Annotated in this window: 17 protein-coding genes; 9 read left to right on the top strand and 8 right to left on the bottom strand. The window is 64.4% G+C overall.

The features are described from left to right. Positions 1-62 precede the first annotated feature (62 nt). Complete coding sequence (locus EPL01_RS12090) at positions 63-785, bottom strand: PHP domain-containing protein (protein ID WP_135825525.1); 723 nt, start codon at positions 783-785, stop codon at positions 63-65. Between the two features lie 61 nt (positions 786-846). On the opposite strand from EPL01_RS12090, the gene EPL01_RS12095 reads away from it, so the two are divergent. Beyond that, entirely contained in the window at positions 847-1,182 is a 336-nt protein-coding gene (locus tag EPL01_RS12095) for a hypothetical protein (protein WP_135825526.1), read from the top strand. Between the two features lie 40 nt (positions 1,183-1,222). On the opposite strand, the gene EPL01_RS12100 is transcribed toward EPL01_RS12095, so the two are convergent. The 4 genes from EPL01_RS12100 to EPL01_RS21660 form a co-directional block, all read right to left on the bottom strand. Then, the gene (locus tag EPL01_RS12100) at positions 1,223-2,095 is read right to left on the bottom strand and encodes an endonuclease III domain-containing protein (RefSeq protein WP_135825527.1); all 873 of its coding nucleotides are present in this window, start codon (positions 2,093-2,095) and stop codon (positions 1,223-1,225) included. Between the two features lie 126 nt (positions 2,096-2,221). Next, complete coding sequence (locus EPL01_RS12105; protein ID WP_135825528.1) at positions 2,222-2,665, bottom strand: hypothetical protein; 444 nt, start codon at positions 2,663-2,665, stop codon at positions 2,222-2,224. Next, complete coding sequence (locus EPL01_RS12110; RefSeq protein WP_135825529.1) at positions 2,662-3,084, bottom strand: DUF371 domain-containing protein; 423 nt, start codon at positions 3,082-3,084, stop codon at positions 2,662-2,664. The genes EPL01_RS12105 and EPL01_RS12110 overlap by 4 nt, the downstream gene beginning before the upstream one ends. A gap of 543 nt (positions 3,085-3,627) precedes the next feature. Further along, complete coding sequence (locus tag EPL01_RS21660) at positions 3,628-3,780, bottom strand: hypothetical protein (RefSeq protein ID WP_168215896.1); 153 nt, start codon at positions 3,778-3,780, stop codon at positions 3,628-3,630. Positions 3,781-3,892: 112 nt separating this feature from the next. Here EPL01_RS21660 and EPL01_RS12115 point away from each other — a divergent pair, with 112 nt between their 5' ends. From EPL01_RS12115 to EPL01_RS12130, 4 genes are all read left to right on the top strand, one after another. Further along, positions 3,893-5,791, top strand: coding sequence for a hydrolase (locus tag EPL01_RS12115; RefSeq protein ID WP_135825530.1), 1,899 nt, complete (start codon positions 3,893-3,895; stop codon positions 5,789-5,791). Between the two features lie 259 nt (positions 5,792-6,050). Further along, entirely contained in the window at positions 6,051-6,914 is an 864-nt protein-coding gene (locus tag EPL01_RS12120; protein ID WP_135825531.1) for a coiled-coil protein, read from the top strand. Positions 6,915-7,431: 517 nt separating this feature from the next. Continuing rightward, positions 7,432-7,710: a toxin-antitoxin system TumE family protein gene (locus EPL01_RS12125; protein WP_135825532.1), complete on the top strand. Its 279-nt coding sequence runs from the start codon at positions 7,432-7,434 to the stop codon at positions 7,708-7,710. A 93-nt stretch (positions 7,711-7,803) separates the two neighbouring features. Further along, entirely contained in the window at positions 7,804-8,235 is a 432-nt protein-coding gene (locus EPL01_RS12130) for an HVO_A0114 family putative DNA-binding protein (RefSeq protein WP_135825533.1), read from the top strand. A gap of 31 nt (positions 8,236-8,266) precedes the next feature. Here the strand turns inward: EPL01_RS12130 and purB are convergent, their stop codons facing one another. Beyond that, on the bottom strand, positions 8,267-9,655 hold the full coding sequence (gene purB / locus EPL01_RS12135; protein ID WP_135825534.1) for an adenylosuccinate lyase: 1,389 nt from the start codon (positions 9,653-9,655) through the stop codon (positions 8,267-8,269). A gap of 167 nt (positions 9,656-9,822) precedes the next feature. Between purB and purH the strand changes: the two genes are divergently transcribed. The 4 genes from purH to EPL01_RS12155 all read left to right on the top strand — a co-directional run bounded on the left by purH (position 9,823) and on the right by EPL01_RS12155 (position 16,328). After that, entirely contained in the window at positions 9,823-11,448 is a 1,626-nt protein-coding gene (gene purH / locus EPL01_RS12140; protein ID WP_135825535.1) for a bifunctional phosphoribosylaminoimidazolecarboxamide formyltransferase/IMP cyclohydrolase, read from the top strand. A gap of 412 nt (positions 11,449-11,860) precedes the next feature. Next, positions 11,861-12,391, top strand: coding sequence for an inorganic phosphate transporter (locus EPL01_RS12145; protein WP_135825536.1), 531 nt, complete (start codon positions 11,861-11,863; stop codon positions 12,389-12,391). Between the two features lie 233 nt (positions 12,392-12,624). Continuing rightward, complete coding sequence (gene folP / locus EPL01_RS12150) at positions 12,625-15,090, top strand: dihydropteroate synthase (protein ID WP_135825537.1); 2,466 nt, start codon at positions 12,625-12,627, stop codon at positions 15,088-15,090. A gap of 80 nt (positions 15,091-15,170) precedes the next feature. After that, a complete protein-coding gene (locus EPL01_RS12155) occupies positions 15,171-16,328 on the top strand; it encodes a hypothetical protein (RefSeq protein WP_135825538.1) in 1,158 nt (385 codons plus the stop codon). Positions 16,329-17,293: 965 nt separating this feature from the next. On the opposite strand, the gene EPL01_RS22615 is transcribed toward EPL01_RS12155, so the two are convergent. Then, positions 17,294-17,491 (bottom strand): peptidoglycan-binding domain-containing protein, encoded by a 198-nt coding sequence (locus EPL01_RS22615; RefSeq protein ID WP_135825698.1) that lies wholly within the window; start codon positions 17,489-17,491, stop codon positions 17,294-17,296. Next, positions 17,436-18,572 (bottom strand): glycosyltransferase family 4 protein, encoded by a 1,137-nt coding sequence (locus EPL01_RS12165; protein WP_135825539.1) that lies wholly within the window; start codon positions 18,570-18,572, stop codon positions 17,436-17,438. Before EPL01_RS12165 ends, EPL01_RS22615 begins: the two co-directional genes overlap by 56 nt. Between the last annotated feature and the right edge of the window lie 326 nt (positions 18,573-18,898).

Here is an 18,898-nt window from a genome sequence, read left to right on the forward strand (position 1 = left end):
AATCCAGACGGCGGGGCGTTAAAAACCCTCGTGCTTTGGGCGATACTACCGGTATCGAGGACTCAGAACCACGCGAAGCTGGGCACGCTCGCGGCGACGCCGTGGCCGACTTTCCGGCCAGCACCGAGCGCGTAGTGGCGGACGCTCCGGGGGAGCGGCTGGCGTCGGCCGTGGACCTCGGCGTCGCCGTTGCCAATCGCCTCCGCGATGCGCTCGCTGTCGAGGTCGGCCTTCGACCCGACGCCCTCGATGGTGAGTTCGGTGTAGGCCCGACCGAGGTACTTCGCGGAGTGGGCGTCGCTCGCGGCGACGCCGGGGTAGTCGCACCGGTCGGCGAACTTCCGGGCGCGCCGGTTGCGGTAGCCCGTGAAAATCCAAGCGTTGTACACCTCGATGGCGTCGCAGTCGGTGATGCGGCCCCTCCGAATCCCGTGGCGCGTCCGCTGGAAGGGGTGGGGAACGACCGCGGTCCCGCCCGCGTCCCGAATCCACTCGACCGTCTCGTCGAGAGGCCGGTGGGGTTCGGGACGCTCCTCGACGCCGATGGCGAGCAGGTGGCCCGCGGCGGTCGAGACCTCGACGCCGGGAATCCCGACCAGTCCGTACTGGGGCGCGAGTTCGGCCGCCCGGAGCGACTCGGCGATGGTGTCGTGGTCGGTCACGACGATGCCGTCGAGACCGATGTCGCTGGCCTGCTCCAGCAGTAGCTCGACCGGCTCGTGACCGTCGTAGGACCCCTCAGAGTGGACGTGGGGGTCGATGGTCACCGTGACCTTCGAGGTCATTCTCTCTCTCGATAAGGCCCGAAACGCCAAAAGTCCGGCTCTCGAAAATCCGAGGAGTCGAATGGCGGAGTTGACCCTCGAATCCGAGGAGTGGTACGTCCTCACGAACTGGCTCCGCGAGCGCGAGAACCGCCTCCAGTACGCGCTCTGGGACAAATCCGCCGAGTGGGAGTTCGTCCGCGACCTCCGGCAGGACATCGAGCGCCAGCGAGGCGAGCAGTCCGAAGTCGCGGGCGTCACCGAGACCGTCACCCTCTCGAACCGGCAGGTCAGGTACCTCTCGTCGCTCCTCCGAAAACGCGACCGAAAGCTCCTCTTTCTGCCCTGGCGCGACCGGGAGCGACGGGACGTGCGCCACCTGCGGGACCACTTGCTGGCGGAAGCCGAGCGAGGCTAGCGAGCGAGACGAACCGAGCAAGTCGAGCAGGGTAAGTAGGTCAGTCCGCGTCGGAGGCGGCATCCGCGGGGTCCACGACCGCGCCGGTCTCGATATCGACGCCCACTCTGTCGCAGATGTCCGACATCGGACACTCGTCCAGTCCGTTCAGACACGCCGGTTTGCGCGCCGAGCAGTACTCTCGCCCGAACTGGATGCTCGCGGTGTGGCCGAACCCGCACTTCTCGGCGGGGACCTCGCGCTCCAGCACCGCCCGAACCGCCTCGTGGTCGGCGTCCGGGGGCGCGACGCCGAGTCTGCGGTAGATTCGATGGACGTGCGTGTCCACGGGGAAGACGCCCGCCTGCCCGCCGGAGAACAGCAGGACGCAGTCGGCGGTCTTGGGACCCACGCCGCCGAAGTCGAGGAGGACGGGTCGGACCTCCTCGGGGTCAGCCTCGCGGACGAAGGCGTCGAACTCGGCGGCACTCCCGTACTCGGCCAGCACGCGGTCGGCGACCGAAATCAGCACGTCGGCCTTCTGGTTGTAGAGGCCCGCGGGCCGAATCGTGTCGGCGAGTTCGTCGTGGACGGCGTCGGCGAGCGCGACCGCTAAGTCCCGGTCCTCGCCGTCCGAGGAGCCGTACCGCTCCATCAGCGCGTCGTGGGCCGGTTGGCTCGCCTTGTCGCTGGTGTTCTGGCTCAGAATCGTCCGGACCAGACACTCGAAGGCGTCCTGCCCGCCGTAGGTCTTCTGCCAGTAGCGTTCTCCGAGCCGGTTCACGACCTCCTCGGCGCGGGTTTTGGCCTCGCCAGCCTCGAACTCCGCGACGGAACTGGCGGCCGGGTCGCCGCCGCTGATGTTCTCGACGGGTTCGGGGTCTCCTCCGTCGAGTTCGAGGTCGGCCTCGGCAGGTTCGGCGTCTTCGCTCATGACCGAGGCTGAGGACCGAATCCGATTAAAACGCTCGGCTGTGCGGTCGCCACGGGTGGCTAGCAATCAGGCGGAGAAATTCAGAGAATTGCTAAAGAAATAATTCTAATCCCAAAGCAAACAATATCACGTCTCGCCACCGATGGCGTAGATGCGGAGCGCCCCGCCAACCGAGAGGTGGACGGCTCCGAGAGTGGTCAGGTAGAACCCCGAGGAGGGGACGAACGCGCCGAGGAAGCCGGTCGAGACGAGGGAGTAGACTGCGAGCACCACGATGACCCCGCCCGCGATGGCGGTCATCGCGGCGGCCCGCACCCCGCCGAGGAGGGGCACCGAGGCGGGCATCAGTTCGACCGGGAGGACGCCGAGGAGCGCCACGGCGGCCACGGCGAGCGCGAGCCAGTCGAGACCGGCGATGCCCGTCTCCATCGCCGCGAGGTGAATCGCCGGCACCGGCCCCTGATGCCCCGGTCGGACCATCAGCCACGGGAGCCACGCGCCGACCGCGACCGCCGCGGCCCCCGCGAACGCGACCAGTCGGGCCACGACGCCCCACGTCTGGCGGTTCATTCGTCGCGCTCGACGGTCAGCGTCACGGTCAACTCCGCTCCCTCGGCGAGCGCGGAGACCAGTTCGCGGTCGAAGCCCTCGGCGGCGAACTCCGCGCCGACCAGAATCGTACGGTCGTCCACGTAGTCGCTGGTCCGGCCCACCGCGCTCCGGTCGCTCTCGAAAGTCAGGTCCGGGTCTCCTCGGCCCGTGACGGTCTCGCTGTAATTTTCGGTCTCGAAGGTCGCCGTGATGGTGGCCTCCTCGTGCTGGCAGGCCGCGACGAACTCGGGGTCGAAGTCCGCCGGGGCGCGGTCGGCCTCGATACCTAAGATACAGTCGCCCGCGGGCGTGAGGAAGTCGTCGGTCGTAACCTCGAACGTGCTGACGTGTTCCGCCGAGACGTTCTCGTGACCCTCCGCGTGAATGACCTCTTGCATCGTTTCTGGCGGGGTTTGGGGGGGTGGTTACTTGAGAGTCTTCTTTCGAGATGGCTCGTTTTTCGGTATCGCTGGATGGTGTTTTGAAGCGTCCTCAGCAGTCGTAGCAGAGAAGGTTTAGAAAGCCCCCGCACCCTCGCGGTCGCTCAGCGGGATATTTCGCCCGCGCAGAACTGCGCGGGCGAAATAGTGGCCCGTCTGAGACGACCACGGCCGTCGGCCGCGAGGGTGCGGCCCCTTTCAGTCCACCCAGACCGGTGGATGCGACACGAAGCGTCTGCTGTGCTGGAGGTGTCACCGAGCGTCTGCTCTGGTAGCTGTTCCACCGGGCGCATCCTCGTGGTCTGTTCCCCCGACCGCCCGACTACGCCGACCAGCGCAGTCGGGCGGTCGAGAGCGACGGCGGTCAGAGCGCCGGAGCATCGGAGCATCAGAGCGCCGGAGCATCGGAGCATCAGAGCGCCGGACCGTCGGCTACCAGGCGCTCGGAGCGGGAGGGCGGAAGGTGAGCGCGGAGTTCTCGACAGGGCGGGGCGCGCGGTGCTACCGGACGACGGTCACCGTGACCGCGCCGCAGGCGCACTCGTAGGCCCGGCGCTCGCCCGCCTCCGTCGTCATCCGGAGCATCAACTCGTTCTCGCCGAGCGTGCGCTCGCACTTCGCGCCGTCGCAGGCACACCGCAGGTCTTCGAGCATGGCAGGAGGTCGTCCCGCCATCCTACTTAAATTGTGCCAAGGGCGCGGTGAAAGTGAAAGTGGTCGGCCACGGGACGTAAAACCTATCTGGTATGGGTTTAGTTGCCCCAGTATGTCTCTCACCGACTGGACGGGCGCGGCCCTCGACTCGCCCGCCGGGGACGAACCTCCCGCCCCCGACGAGTGGCACCCTGTCGAGGTGCCGGGCCGCCCCGAGCGGTTCGCCGACGCCGAGGTCGTGGCCTACCGGACCGAGTTCGGCGACCCCCGTGACGACGACGAACGCGCGACGCTCGAACTCCGGGGCCTGTTCGCCCACGCCCGAATCTGGCTCAACGGCGACCTGCTGGGCGAACACGACGCCTACTTCGTCCCCGCGCGATACGAACTGGACCTCGACGCCGACAACGAGTTGGTCGTTGAGTGCCGCGCCCCCGAGGAGTTCGGCGGCATCTACACGACCGACCGAGTGCCCGACTCCCGCGCCGTCCCCGGAATCTGGTGGGGCGCGGACCTCGACACCCACCCCGAGACGTTCATCGACGACCTCTCGCTGACCCCGCGCCGGACCGACGAGGGCGCGGTCATCGACGCCGAGTTGGCGGTCGAGGCGGGCGAGTCGCTCGCCGAGCGCATCTCGATGTCGGTGCGCCCGCAGGGGTTCCGCGGCGGCGGCGTGATGGAGCGCGCCAAAATCGAAGCCGAGGCCGGAGAGCGCGCGACGATTTCGAAGACCCTCGAACTGCGCGACCCGGCCTACTGGTGGCCCGCCGGGCACGGTCCCCAGCACCGGTACGCGGTCCGGGCGAAACTCGGCGACTCCGAGCGCGTCGTCCAGACCGGCCTCTGCGAAATCGAGGAGGCCGGAGACGGAGCAGGTGACGGCCTGCTGGTCAACGGCCAGCAGGTCCGAGCGCGCGGGTTCTCGCTCCTCCCGACCGGCGACCCGACGTGGGACGTCGAGCGCGCGGCCAACGCCAACGCCAACCTCGTCCGCGCTCGGGGTCACGTCCCGCCCGCCGAGTTCTACGAGGCCGCTGCCGAGGCGGGCCTGCTGGTCTGGCAGGACCTCCCCATCGCGGGACCCGACGACTACGACGCCGAGCGCGCGACTGACCTCGTCGGGACGCTGACCTCCTCGGTCGAGCGCCATCCCTGCGTGGCCGCGTTCGGCGTCCGGTCCGACCCCACCGACCACCTCGCAGGCGTGGGACCGTCCCGACTCGCGCGCTACAAAGTTCGCTGGCGAGCGTGGCGTGCGGGCTACGACGACGCCGCGGACCGCGACGTCGCCGAGGCCTTCCCCGAGGACGCAGTCGTCTTCCCGGTCTCGGGTGCGCCGGGCATCGGCCCCGACGCCGCGCACGTCTATCCCGGATGGGAGTTCGGCGGTGCGGACGATACGGAGTGGATTTTGGACAAGTACGACTGCGACGGCGCGGTCGGCGCGTTCGGCGCGGGGTCGCTCGCCGCCGAGGAGGGCCACGACGCCGCCGGATTCGACGCCGACGCTCACGACGCTTACGTCTCGCGGAACGGTGGCAAACCGGGGGCCGACGAAGCCGGGGCGGTCGAGGCCTCGCAGGCCTACCAGACGCGCGTCCTCAAGCAGGTGACCGAGACGCTCCGCAGGCGGGGGACCGGATTGCTGGCCGCCGACGCGCTCCGGGACACCGACGCCGGAGCGGGCATGGGTGTGCTGTCCGCCGACGGGAGCCAGAAGGCCGGTTACGAGGCGATGGCGGCCTCGCTCGAACCGGTGCAGGTACTGCTGGACGCTTACCCGACCGGCGGCGACACCCGCGAGTTGACCGTGGTCAACGACACGCCCGAGGCGGTCTCGGGCACCGTCTCGTGGACCGCGGGCGACCGGACCGGCGGCTCGGACGTGGAAGTCGCTGCCTACGGTCGGGAAGCGGCCGGGACGTTGCAGGTCCCCGACGACGCCGAGGCGGTCGAACTCTCGTTCGGGCGGGCCGACAGCGCGGTGCAGAACGTGTATCCTTTATAACCCCCTGAGATGTGTGGGAGGGCCTTACACGGGCGTTAGCGGGCGTGTGAACGGTTTCCACGCCCTCTCTGAGCGGAACATTTATATATCCACGGCGAATATTTGCAGATACCAGAACGCCACGAGCGTTCGGCCAGCATCGTGCGACAAATGACATGGGACTATTGTCAACGGTCGATTGCCAGTCACAGACAGCAGTTGCTGTCGGTCGCTGGACTGCCGGACGCCACGGCGGGCATGGAATCGAGGTTTAATTAGCATGGTAAGTGTAACAGAAGAGGAACTTCAGAACAAGTCGAAAGGCGAACTAATCAAACTTGCAGGGCAGCTCCGAGACCGACGAAACGAGCTGAACCAGAAGGCGTCCAAGCGCGCCTCCAAGCGCGACGACCTGAACGCCAAGACCCGCGAGAAGGTCGACGAGGCTCAGGAACACCGCGAGAAGCGCGACGAGCTCAACGAGCAGGTTCAGGAGCACAAAGAACAGCGCAACGAGCTCAACGCGAAGGCCAACGAGCTGTTCGACGAGGTCGAGCAGAAGAAGTCCGACCTCGAACTCGACGAGGGTAAGGACATCGAGGAGCTGGAATCTGAAATCGAGGACCTCGAGTTCAAGCAGCAGACCGAAGTTCTCTCGACCGAGGACGAGCGCGAACTCATCGAGAAGATCGAGGAGAAGCGCGAGAAGCTTCAGGCCCGCAAGGAGAAGCTCGAGGAGAGCGAGGACCTCGAAGGACTCGTCGAGGAGGCCGAGGAAGTTCGCGCCGAAGCGAGCCGCCACCACGAGAAGGTGACGGAACTCGCGGACAAGGCCCAAGAGCATCACAACCAGATGATCGAGGCCTACCGCGAAGCCGACGAAATCCGCGACGAGGCCGACGAGATGCACGAGAAGTTCGTGGAGGCCCAGGAGTCGGCCGACCAGCACCACGAGGACTTCGTCCGCGTCCAGAAGCGCCTGCGCGAACTCGACAAGCAGGAAGAGGAAGAGCGCAAGTCCGAGAAGGAGAAGGAGCGCGAAGAGGCCAAGGAAGAGGCCGAGGAGATCTACCAGCAGTTCAAGGAAGGCGAGACCCTCGACACCGAGGACCTCATGAAGCTCCAGAAGACGGGCCTGCTCTAATTCCGACGTAGTTCTGCGGACATTTCATTCTCAGTTTTCTGTTTTGCGTAGCGACGGGTGTCTGCTTGTGGTAGGGGTGGTTTCTTGTTGCTTAGATGCATCTATAGACATGTTATATAATTCAAAATGTGTTCTAAAAGTAGGTAGACATTGGTGGTGTGTTCCCGGAGGAAACGCCGAGAGAGCTAGCTATTGCCGAAGCCGAGGCATCACCGCACCGCAACCGTGGGCCACACCCTCCCCAACCGATTGCGCTTCTCGGCCTTCGGCCTGCGATGCTCATCCACCGGCAGCCAAACCGCGTCTGCCGAGCCTGCGCGAGCGAAGCGAGCGCAGACCTCGCACGCCGATGACGGACCACGAGGGTCCGCCAGCGCGCGCCGGAAAGACGAGAATTCACTTGCTGAAATGGTGCTACAACCACCACCGTATGTTTGGCTATTACCCAAACATTCATATCCTCGGCATCTGTATTCGAACGTGTCGCACGTCGAACGAGATGAGTCGATGAGAAGGCGTGAACTTAGAAAACAATCCACGCTTCGAGTTTCGTGACGGTAGCTTCGTCGAAGTCAGCGTAACTCGCGTTCCGGAAAGCCAAATCCATGACCTCGGAATCAAGTACTCGTTTCAGTTCGTCAACCCGGACGGGACACCCGTCCTGCGGTACGACAACGCTCACGGCGTCCACGAGCGCCACGAGGGCGACGGCGATGGCGCACCAATCGAGTACGAAGGCAACGTGGAGGCGCATCTGGAGCGCTTCTTCGATGAAGTTGAGGAGTTACGCAGATAGACGCTACCGTCGAGTGTCGAATCGGAGGAGCGGACCGCGCTCCTTGCGCAGTAATCGGTAATCGAACTGAAAGCCGGGACCCTAAGCCAGCAAATGTCCGACGACGGAACCACCGAACAAAACCAGAAGCTCCGAATCGAATCGGCTCCGTGGGAGTCGTTCAAGGAGCGCGCACTCGAATCCGCTCGGGAGTTCGACCGCGAGGAGGAGAACGGCCCTCGCGTGCTGAGCTTCGAAGACCCAGAGCAGATTCAGCGACTCCTGACCCCACGGCGACTCGAACTACTCCGGTCGGTGATGGAGGACCCGCCCGAGAGCATCCGACAGTTGGCCGACCGCCTCGACCGAAACGTCAGCGACGTTCACGACGACGTAACCCTGTTCGACGAGTACGGAATCGTCGAACTCGAACAGAACGGTCGGGCCAAGCGACCGGTCGTGCCCTACGACGAAATCGAAATCGCGGTCACGCTGTCGTTGCCGAACAAGGGCGACTCGAACGAGCGAAGTCCCGCCGCACCGTGAGGGTCGGCCGTCCGTGCGGTAATTTTCGATTTTACTCCGCGTCGTCTAGCGAGTCCACCATCTCACTCGCAACGCCGGTGTACCCCGCGGGCGTCAGGTCGAGCAGTTCCTCGCGGGTCTCCTCGTCAACGTCGAGGTCCGCGAACAGGTCCCGAAAGTCCTCCAGCGTCACGCGCTGGCCGCGGGTCAGGTCCTTGACGCGCTCGTAGGCGTCGTCGTGGCCCTCGCGCCGGAGGATGGTCTGGACCGCCTCGCCGATGATTTCGGGCGTCGATTCGAGGTCCTCGCGCATGACCTGCTCGTTCGGGACGACCTTGCCGAGTCCGGCCTGCAACTTGACGTAGCCCAGCAGGCAGTAGGCGAACGCCGCGCCGATGTTGCGCTTGACCGTCGAGTCCGAGAGGTCCCGCTGAAGCCGCGAGGAGGTCACGTAGTCGCCGAGGAAGACCAAATCCGAGTTGGCCTTCGAGAGGTTACCCTCGCTGTTCTCGAAGTCGATGGGGTTGACCTTGTGGGGCATGGTCGAGGAGCCGGTTTCGCCCTCCGCGGCCTCTTGGCCCAGATACCGGTCGCTGACGTAGCGCCACGCGTCGCGGTCCAAATCGAGCAGGACGTTGTTCGCGCCCCGGAGCGCGTCGAACAGCTCCGCGAGGTCGTCGCAGGGGTTGACCTGCGTGGTCAGGGGCGCTTGCTCCAGTCCCAAATCCTCCACGAACTCCTGCGAGAAGGCTCGCCAGTCAACGTCAGGGTACGCAGCGACGTGGGCCGCGTAGGTGCCCGAGGCACCCGCCAGCTTACCCTGAAGCCCGTCGCGGGCCGACTTCACGCGACCGATGGCTCGACCGAGCCGCGAGGCGAAGACGGCCATCTCCTTGCCGAAGGTGGTCGGGGTCGCTGGCTGGCCGTGGGTTCGGGCCAGCATCGGCACGTCCCGGTACTCCCGAGCGAGGTCCGAGAGGCCCGCCCGGATTTCCTGAAGCTCGGGCAGTAGCACTTCCTCGACCGCCTCGTTCACCAGCAGGCGGTAGGCGAGGTTGTTCACGTCCTCGCTGGTCAGCGCGAAGTGAATCCACGACGAGGCTCCCTCCAAGCCCTCGGGCAGGCCCTCGCGGACGAAGTACTCGACCGCCTTCACGTCGTGGTTGGTCGCCGAGTAGTCCCGGTAGCCCTCGGTCTCGATTCGCTTGACGACGTCGGCGTCCTCCTCGTCGAAGTTCTGATAGAGAGACCGAAGCTCCTCGCGGTCCTCCTCGGCCAGTTCGAGCGGCGTCGCGTCGAGGTCCGCCAGCGCGACGAGATACTCGACTTCGACCTCCACGCGAGCCCGAATCAGCGCGGCCTCGCTGGCGTACTCCCGCAGGGGTTCGGTCCGTCCGGCGTACCGGCCGTCGAGCGGCGACACGGCGTAGAGCGGATTCATGTCCGAATCTGCCGGGGCGCGCGGCAAAAGCGTGTCGGTCCGTGTCGTCACGGTCGTGCATACTGTGGTGGCTGTGGCGACGAGAGAGCACCAAAATATACGTATTCGTGTATACTTACTCGAACGCAACCGCAATACCTTTCCGCGGAGACGGCGCGGGTTCGAACATGACTCGAATCGCTGGACTCGCCAGCAACCGTGGACGGAACCTGATGCACCTCGCCGACCGAACCCCCGGCGGAGCGGACCTCGGGGTCGTCCTGACCAACGACGCCGACGCGCCCGTGCTGGAGAAAGCCGACAAGCGCGGCATTCCCACGGAAGTCGTCGAGCGCGAGGAGGGAGAGTCCCGCAAGGACCACGAACAGCGCGTGGTCGATGCACTCGCGGACTACGACTTCGACCTCGTCTGCCTCGACGGGTACATGCGCATCCTCTCGGATACCTTCCTCGGCGAGATGCCCCTGACGCTGAACGTTCACCCCTCGCTCCTGCCCGCCTTCCCCGGGATGGACTCCCACCGGCAGGTCCTCGACTCGGGCGTCAAGACCACGGGTTGTACGGTCCACGTGGTGACGGACGCGACCGACGACGAGGGAGCGGTCGTCGAAGACGACGTCGACGGCGGCCCCATCGTCACGCAAGAGCCGATTCCGGTCTACGAGGGCGACGACGAGGCCGACCTGAAAGAGCGCGTCCTCTACGAGGGCGAGTTCAAGGCCTACCCCCGCGCCGTGAAGTGGTTCGCGGAAGGCAAGTTGGAGGTCGCCGACGACCGGAACGAGGTCCGCGTCGAGGCCGACGAGGGCGGGGAGTTCCCGGCCCGGAAGGTCGAGACCGCCGACCGCGCGGCCGATTTGCGGTACGGCGAGAACCCCCATCAGGACGCCGCGCTCTACGGCGACGCGACCTGCGAGGAGGCCAGCGTCGTGGACGCGCCCCAACTCAACGAGGGCGCGAAGGGGATGGGCTACAACAACTACAACGACGCCGACGCCGCGCTGAATCTGGTCAAGGAGTTCGACCGCCCCGCCGCCGCGGTCATCAAGCACACCAACCCGGCCGGATGCGCCACCGCCGACACCCTCGCGGAGGCCTACGACCGGGCGCTCTCGACCGACCCCAAGAGCGCGTTCGGCGGCATCGTCGCGCTCAACCGGGAGTGCGACGAGGAGACCGCCGAGCAGGTCATCGACTCGTTCAAGGAGGTCGTGGTCGCGCCGGGCTACACCGACGCGGCGCTCGACACCCTCTTCGAGAAGGAGAACCTGCGCGTGCTGGATGTCGGCGACGAGGATTCCTTCGGCGAGATTACCGAGACCACGACCGAGAAGGACCTCGTGGGCGGGCGACTCGTCCAAGAGCGTGACCTGCAAGCGCCGACCCGCGACGAGCTGGAAGTCGTCACGGAAAAAGAGCCGACCGACGACCAGCTCGACTCGCTGCTGTTCGCGTGGCAGACCATCAAGCACGTCAAGTCCAACGCCATCCTGTTCGCCGACGGCACCGAGACGGTCGGCGTCGGCGCGGGGCAGGTCTCCCGCGTGGACGCGGTCGAGATTGCCAAGATGAAGGCCGAGAAGGACGCCGAGGGCAAGTCCGCCGAGGGCGCGGTCATGGCCTCCGACGCCTTCTTCCCCTTCCCCGACGCCATCGAGGCCGCCGCCGAGGCGGGCATCGAAGCGGTCGTCCAACCCGGCGGCTCGGTCAACGACGACGACGTCATCGAGGCCGCCGACGAACACGACATGGCGATGGTCTTCACCGGGAGCAGGTGCTTCCGGCACGACTGACGAACCAGCCGTAGATTCCGCTCCGCCGACCACTCCACCGGTTCCACTTCGTCGAACAGCCACCACAGGTGGGATGAAGGGGCCGCCCGGTCGCAGTCACGTGAGCGAAGCGGACGTGACCTTGGGAGACGCAGTTTGTCTCCCAGCGCCCGAAGGGCTTGGTCGCTTGCTCGGCCACTATCTGCGCCGGGCGGTGTCTCACCGAACGAAGTGAGGTGATGGCTCGGAAGTCGCAGTCCGCGCAGGCCGAAGGCCGAGCAACGACCGCGACCGGGTGGGGCTTCAAGAAGCGTTCACGGTCGCGTTTTTCTCGAACTCGCGTTTTCTATCGCATCGTTCCCAATCGTCTCGCCAACTCCCGACCTCCCGTAGAGGACGAGATTCAAGTGCGGTCGTCGCCAACGACCACGTGATGGGACTCGCAGACGACCCGAAAGTCAAACTCCTCGGCGGCGGCTTCGCGCTCTCGCTGTTCGCGCTCGTCGGCCTCGTCGGGTTCGGACTCGTCGCCGCGCTCTCGACGCTCGCCGCGCCGCCCGCGGCAGGCTCGCTCGTCTTCGCCGTCCTGAGCGCCGTCGCGCCGTATCTCGTGGCGTCGGCGCTGGTCGGGACGCTCTCGTTTTTCCTGCTGGTCGGGCTTACGATTACGGCGGTCCGGAGCGCCTCCATCCCCCGCAACGAGCGCCTCGCGCGCTTCGCAAGACTGCTCGAACGCTACTCCTCGGAGGCCCGAGAACTCAGACTGTCCGAGCGCCTCGAACCCACGACCGAGGACCGCATCGACCAGTTGAAACAGGAGTACGTCGAGGGCGAACTCACCGAACTGGAGTACGAGCGCCGCCTACAGGACCTGATGGCCGACGACAGCGTGAGCGACGAGCGCGTCCGGCGCGAGTACGAGCGGACCGACCGGACGGGGCGAGAACGCGAGTACGAGTGGTGACGGACGACTGGTCCGCCTGCGAGAAGACAACTATTTGTTTGCTAGAGAAACCTAATTAGTTCCTAGAAAACAATTTTGATGGTGTTGTCTCGTCTCCCCACTCGGACGACCGCGACCGTCCGCTCGATCGATTCGACGCCCCAGTTCAGTTGACCCGGTCGATAATACTCTCGATTCGGTCGCGTAGGTCGGACTCCGATACTCTAAAGCGCGCCGCGTTTCTTCACGCAGACATGGACTACCACGAGGCGGCGAACTTCCTGTTCGACTTGCGGCGGTTCCGCCCTAAGCCCGGGACGGAGTCGACCGCGGAGTTGCTCGCCCACCTCGGAAATCCCCACGACGGGGTCGATTTCGTGCAGGTGGCGGGGTCGAACGGGAAGGGTTCGACGGCCCGGATGGCCGAGCGCGCCCTGCGAGAGGCGGGCCTCGACGTCGGACTCTACACCTCCCCGCACTTCGACGACGTGCGAGAGCGGGTGCAGGTCAACGGCCGCAAGATTCCGAAAGCCGCGCTCTCGGAGTACGTCGAGTCGGTCCGAGAGTACGTCAACGACCGCGCCGCGGACGGCGAGTCGCCGACCTTCTTCGAGGTCATGACCGGACTCGCGCTCTGGCACTTCGGCCGCGAGGAGGTGGACGTCGCGGTCCTCGAAGTCGGCATCGGCGGCAAGTACGACGCCACGAGCGTCGTGGACCCGGTCGCCAGCGCGGTCACCAGCGTCACGCTCGAACACACCGGCATCATCGGCGAGACTATCGCGGAAATCGCCCACGACAAGGCTCACGTCGCGCCCGACGAGGCACCGCTCGTGACCGCGACGACCGGCGAGGCCTTCGACAACGTTCGGGCCCACGCCGGGGACGTGATTCGCGTGGGTGCGGAGGACGACGCGGACACCGAAGGCGAAATAGACGTACAGGTCGAGTACGGCGGCCGGACCAACCACACCGAGGCCGCCATCTCGATTTCCGGCCCCGACTGGGAAGTCGAGACTGCGACTCCCCTCCTCGGCGAGTATCAGGCCCGGAACGCTGGCGTGGCGGCCGTGCTGGCCCGGCAGGTCGGCGACGTGACCGAGGAGCAACTGGCCCGCGGCCTCCGGAAGGCCGACTGGCCCGGCCGGTTCGAGGTCATGGGCCGGGACCCCGTCGTCGTCCTCGACGGGGCGCACAACCCCGGCGCGTGCGAAGCCCTCGCCGACACCCTCGGAGAGTTCGAGGACGAAATCGACGACCTCCTCCTCGTCTTCGGCGCGATGCACGACAAGGACCTGCGGGGCATGGCCGAGGCCCTGCCGACCCCTGACCGAGTCGTCGCCTGCCAGCCGAATCTCGACCGCGCCGAGGACGAGGCGGTCGTCGCCCGCGCCTTCGAGGAGGCCGGTGCAGGCGAGGTCTTAACTCGGAACGCGGTCGAGGGCGCGCTGGAGAACGCCTTGGACGCCGCCGACGAGGACGACCTCGTGGTGGTCACGGGGTCGCTCTACGCCGTCGCCGAGGCCCGGACCCGGTGGACTCGCGCCGAGATTCCCAAGCGCATCCGGAATCTGGACGACGCCCGCGAGGCCTTGGAGGGCGCTGACGTGACCAGTCCGGGCGTCTGGCGGATGCGCGGCAAGTCGGTCCATCGCGTCCTCAAGACTCGCGTGCAGGTCCGACAGGCCCGTTACCTCAAAGAGGAGATGCTGAGCCTCGGCGGGGAGTGCGCCCTCTCGGGCATCAACGAGCAGGACGACGAGAACGTCGACGTGGTGCTGATGGGCACGCTGGCCCAGTTCAAGCGCCTCGCCGGGAAACTCGACGGCCAGCCCTACGGCCTGTCGGTGTTCGCCGACGACGTGCGCGAGGCGCTGGGAATCCAGACCGCACCCGACCGCCGGGGCTACCCGTGGGAGGACGGCACCGCGGTCATGGGCATCCTGAACGTCACGCCCGACTCCTTCCACGACGGCGGCCGGTACGAGGCCGTCGAGGACGCAATCTCGCGCGCCGAGGAGATGGCCGAGGCGGGCGCGGACATCATCGACGTGGGCGGCGAGTCCACCCGACCCGGCGCGGACGAGATTTCGGTCGAGGACGAAATCGACCGCGTGGTCCCGGTCATCGAGCAAATCGCGGATTTGGACCCGCTGGTCTCCATCGACACCCGGAAGGCCCCAGTCGCCGAAGCCGCCCTCGAAGCAGGCGCGGACATCCTCAACGACGTGTCGGGCCTCGAAGACCCCGAGATGCGCTTCGTCGCCGCCGAGTACGACGTGCCCATCGTGGTGATGCACAGCATCGACGCCCCTGTGGTTCCGGACCGGGACGTCTACTACGACGACGTGGTCGAGGACGTAATCGACGAGTTGGAGGAGCGCGTCCTGCTGGCCGAGAAGGCCGGACTCGACCGCGAGCAGGTCATCGTGGACCCCGGCCTCGGCTTCGGCAAGCAGAGCGCCGAGAGCTTCGAGCTACTGGGCCGGACCGACGAGTTCCACGCGCTGGAGTGCCCGGTTCTCGTCGGTCACTCCCACAAGTCGATGTTCGGCCTCATCGGCGAGGAGGAAGGCGAGCGCGGTCCGGCGACGGTGGCCGGGACCGCGATTGCGGCGGAGCGCGGGGCCGACATCGTCCGCGTCCACGACGTGGCGGAGAACGTCGCGGCGGTGAACGCGGTCGAAGCCGCGGACAATCCGGAGCGATTCGGGGAGTAGGCGGCTCCATTCCGTTTTAGATATTTCTTTACAAACTTATTGCAAAAAGCGTATATATTTCTCCAATTTAAATTAGAATAATGAATAGTAAGGTGCGCGTGCTGGCCGTGGTCGCGGTACTAGCTCTCGCGGTACTCGCTGGATTCTACGCTACTGAAAGCCAGAATACGGGAAAAAACGAACGGAACGTCGTGATAGAAGCGTGCGATTCGTTGCCGGATTACGACTACGAGCGAATGGTCGAGCGTGTCGAGGATATAAAAGGTGAGCAACTGAAGCGGAATCTGTCGATTTGCGTCGAGCAGGAGGAGAATGGCATTGACACGACCACGAATCAGCGACAGTTTGCCCGTATCGAGGAGCCCGGTCTCTCGTTCTTCGGCCTCAACTCGACGACAAACTCGCAGCAACGGTCGTCACTCGGTCACACGGAGTTTTCACCGAGCGGCGGACCAATCGAGATTTTTCTGGCGAACGAAACCGTCGTCGAGAACGTCTCGTGGATTTCCTACGAAGGTCTCGTCGTTCACGAACTGAATCATGCAATCGAAATTGCTGAGCAAACTTCCCGTAATGCGACTTCGACCGAGCGTGTGGCTCCTCCCCAGACGACCGATGAAATACTTGTACGACAAGCCCTCGGAAATGGAGTCTCTATGTACGTTGCGGACCTATACGTTCAAAAGTATGGCGGTTATCTAAACGTCTCTGTACTTAGCGCCGACGCCCAGAACTGGAAGCGCCGAGTCATTCAATCGGTTTACTCTGCAGGATATCGGTATAGCAAGCAGACAGACCAGCGAACCGAGCCAACGACGGACTGGCCGAATTCGACGGCGCAAATTCTTCATCCGAACGAGACTCAGAGCGTAACAGGATTGCCATCACGTCCGGACCTGCCAATAGGGTCATTGGAACACGTCCGAACTGACCGAATCGGTGAACTGTTCCTTCGAGAGACGCTCGTCAGTAAGGGCATAAGTTTCGAGCGTGCAAGTACTGCGGCCGATGGTTGGACGAACGACCGGATGGATTACTTTCGGACGGACGGTTCTGCTGTCGTCACTTGGCGCGTCACGTGGCAGAATTCGAGTGAGAAGGACGAGTTCGTCGAGGTGTACAACGAAGTTTACGACTACGAGACAAGAGGCTCCTTTCAGTCTGTTAGTTGCCGAGAATCGGGGAGATATCTTGTTACGTCCAAAAAATCAGTGACTTTCTTGTTTTGCGATAGTTAACAGCAAAACATCGGGTCACAACACTTGTCCATTGGTTCCTCGTAACAACTGGTAGACCCGTCAGAGTAAACACAACAAATTCGTTCGTGTTTCGTTTGCATTGCGCCACAGTTGTAACAACAGGAACTCGGCGGACACGTGTATCCGTCAGTCCCACAAGACTTCTGGATTGAGACGTCGTCGTCGCTACTCTCTACGGTTTGAGTCGAGAGATCATCTTCGGCCGCGGGATCAAGAACAGTAATCAAATTGCCACTTCGGTTCTTCACAGTAGCGAAACTCCGACCGAGCTGGGGTTGCACGTTGATTCGGACAATTCGTGTCGGTGTTTTTCGCACGATAGAAATGTGAGCCGTAAACTCGCCCTTTTGCTCCGATGCAGTCACGTACGTCCCCTCTACGGGGTCATTCTCAGCAGGAGCGGTCATGATTTTGACACCGGCAGATCGAACATCTGCGATATTTGCTGATGTTAGAAAACCGTTATCAGTAAGCTCAGTAAGTAATTCAGAACCGTGCTTTGTTACCACTTTATTGATGCTAGCTGGCTCCTTGTAAGATTCTATCGCTCTTTCGGCTTTCTGGCGCATTTCGGAGCCTTTTCCTTTGGAACTTGCACTAGCTGTGCTACTCAGGCCAAGAATAGAGGCGAAAGAGGTGGCCAATCCTTTGAGAAGGGGTCTTCGTTCTGCAGAAGTGTCGTTGTCGCCGTCAAAGACGTTGTGTCCGTCACTAACGCTGTTTAACATCGAACGCCGATTTGTCTCGGGATTGCTATCCTCAGACATCATACTATATTATAAATACTATAGTTAAATAAATTACTATATTATTAGGATAGGATTTAGACTGATAGTAGTATTCAGGTATGGTCGGATAACGTCATACCTGTGCTAAATTTGGATTCATTGAGGGTGGAACTGCAGGAAACTGCATTTCCAGTAGGCAAAAAGGCAGTCAGTCGCTCAGTTCGGAATATCCATCAGCGCCTGCCACGTGTCGTGGCTGACCACACTGTCAACCGTGATTCCGGCGTTTGTCTGGAAGTCCTCGATGGTGCTCTCGGTCTCCGGACCGTAGTAGCCGAGGAAGTATCCTTCGACGTACTTACAGCAAGACGACCAACAGCGCCACGACCGCCACGACCAGCACGACGCCGCCAGCGACCGCGGCGGGTTCGAGCCAACTCATTCGCTCGTTTGCCTCGTCGTACGCGGTCAGGTAGGTGTCGAGGACGGCCTCCTCGTCGTACTCCGAGAAGTTGTCGTTGAAGTCCAGCCGCTCCATCTCGCTGGCCGCGACGAGGGCGTCGGTGAGTTCCTGCTCGCTGGTGGTTCTGAACGCGCGCTCCTCCTGTTCGACCAGTTCGTGGGCGCTCGACTCGACGTGGTACTCGACGACGCCAGCGCAGCCGCAGGTCAGCGCCCGGAGCATGTCGGTCGGGAAGGCCTCCCGGCGGGCGGTCTGAGCGTAGACGTGGGCACCCTTGAACGCCGCGAGGCGGTTTTCGAGCGGTTGGTCGCCCGCGAACGAGACGCGGTCCTCGATTCGCAGGTCCCGGACCTGTCGCTCGTAGACGTCGCGTTCGGGGCCGTCGCCGATGACGACCGCAGACCAGTCGCGGTCGCGGAGTTCGGCGAGCGCCAGCAGCAGGCTTTCGAGGTTGGCGTCGGCGTCGAGTCGCCGCGAGTAGACGATGTCGGCGACCTCTCGGGGCTGAATCTCGCGGATGGCGTCCACGTCGATGGCGTTGGGCACGACCCAGACCGCCTCGCCCTCTGCGCCGAGTTCTCGGACGCGGGTCTTGACGGTCTCGGAGGGCGCCAGCACGAGGTCCGGCGTCGTCGCGGCGAGTCGCCAGATGGGGTCGTCGGCGTCGCCCGCGTCGGGCGAGGAGTACCAGTCCACCACGAGGGGCGCGCGGAGGACGAGACTGGCGAGTTTCGCGGCGAGGAGGTGTACCGGGTCGGCGACGGTGGCCTGAATCACGTCCGGGTCGATTGCCCGGAGTTCGGCGAGGAGCGCGACGGCGAATCGGCCCTCACCGGGCGGTTCGCTGGTGACTGCCCGGTAGGTCACGCCGTCCTGTTCGAACGTCTCGTGGTCGCCGTCCCACCACTGCGCGCAACAGACGACCACGTCGTGGCCCCGGCCAGCGAGCGCCTCGGCGGTGCGCCGAATTCGCCGCGTTGCCCCCGTCTCGCGGTGCTGGGCCACCGTCTCGGAGACGAACGCGACGCGCATACGAACCGCCACGAAGCGGCCCACTAAAAACCCAACCCTTCTCCGTCGAGACGAAGAGCAGATTCAGAGACGACAGGTGGGACCGACAGCAGAAATGGAGTAGTGAACGCTTCTTGAAGCCCCGTCCGGACGCTCTGTCTTACGGAATTGCGAGCGCAAACAGCAGGAGTGAGGTGATGGTGTCTTTTTGAAGCCCCCGCCCGGTCGCGGTCGCTCTGCGGCATATCCGCGGCTCTCAACACCGCCCGCCGCGGATAGGGGCCGCGGAGCGACCAAGCCCTTTGGACGCGACCGGGCGGCCCCTTCATCCCACCCGCGGTGGACTG

This window comes from Halorussus ruber, from assembly GCF_004765785.1.
Lineage (GTDB): Archaea > Halobacteriota > Halobacteria > Halobacteriales > Haladaptataceae > Halorussus > Halorussus ruber.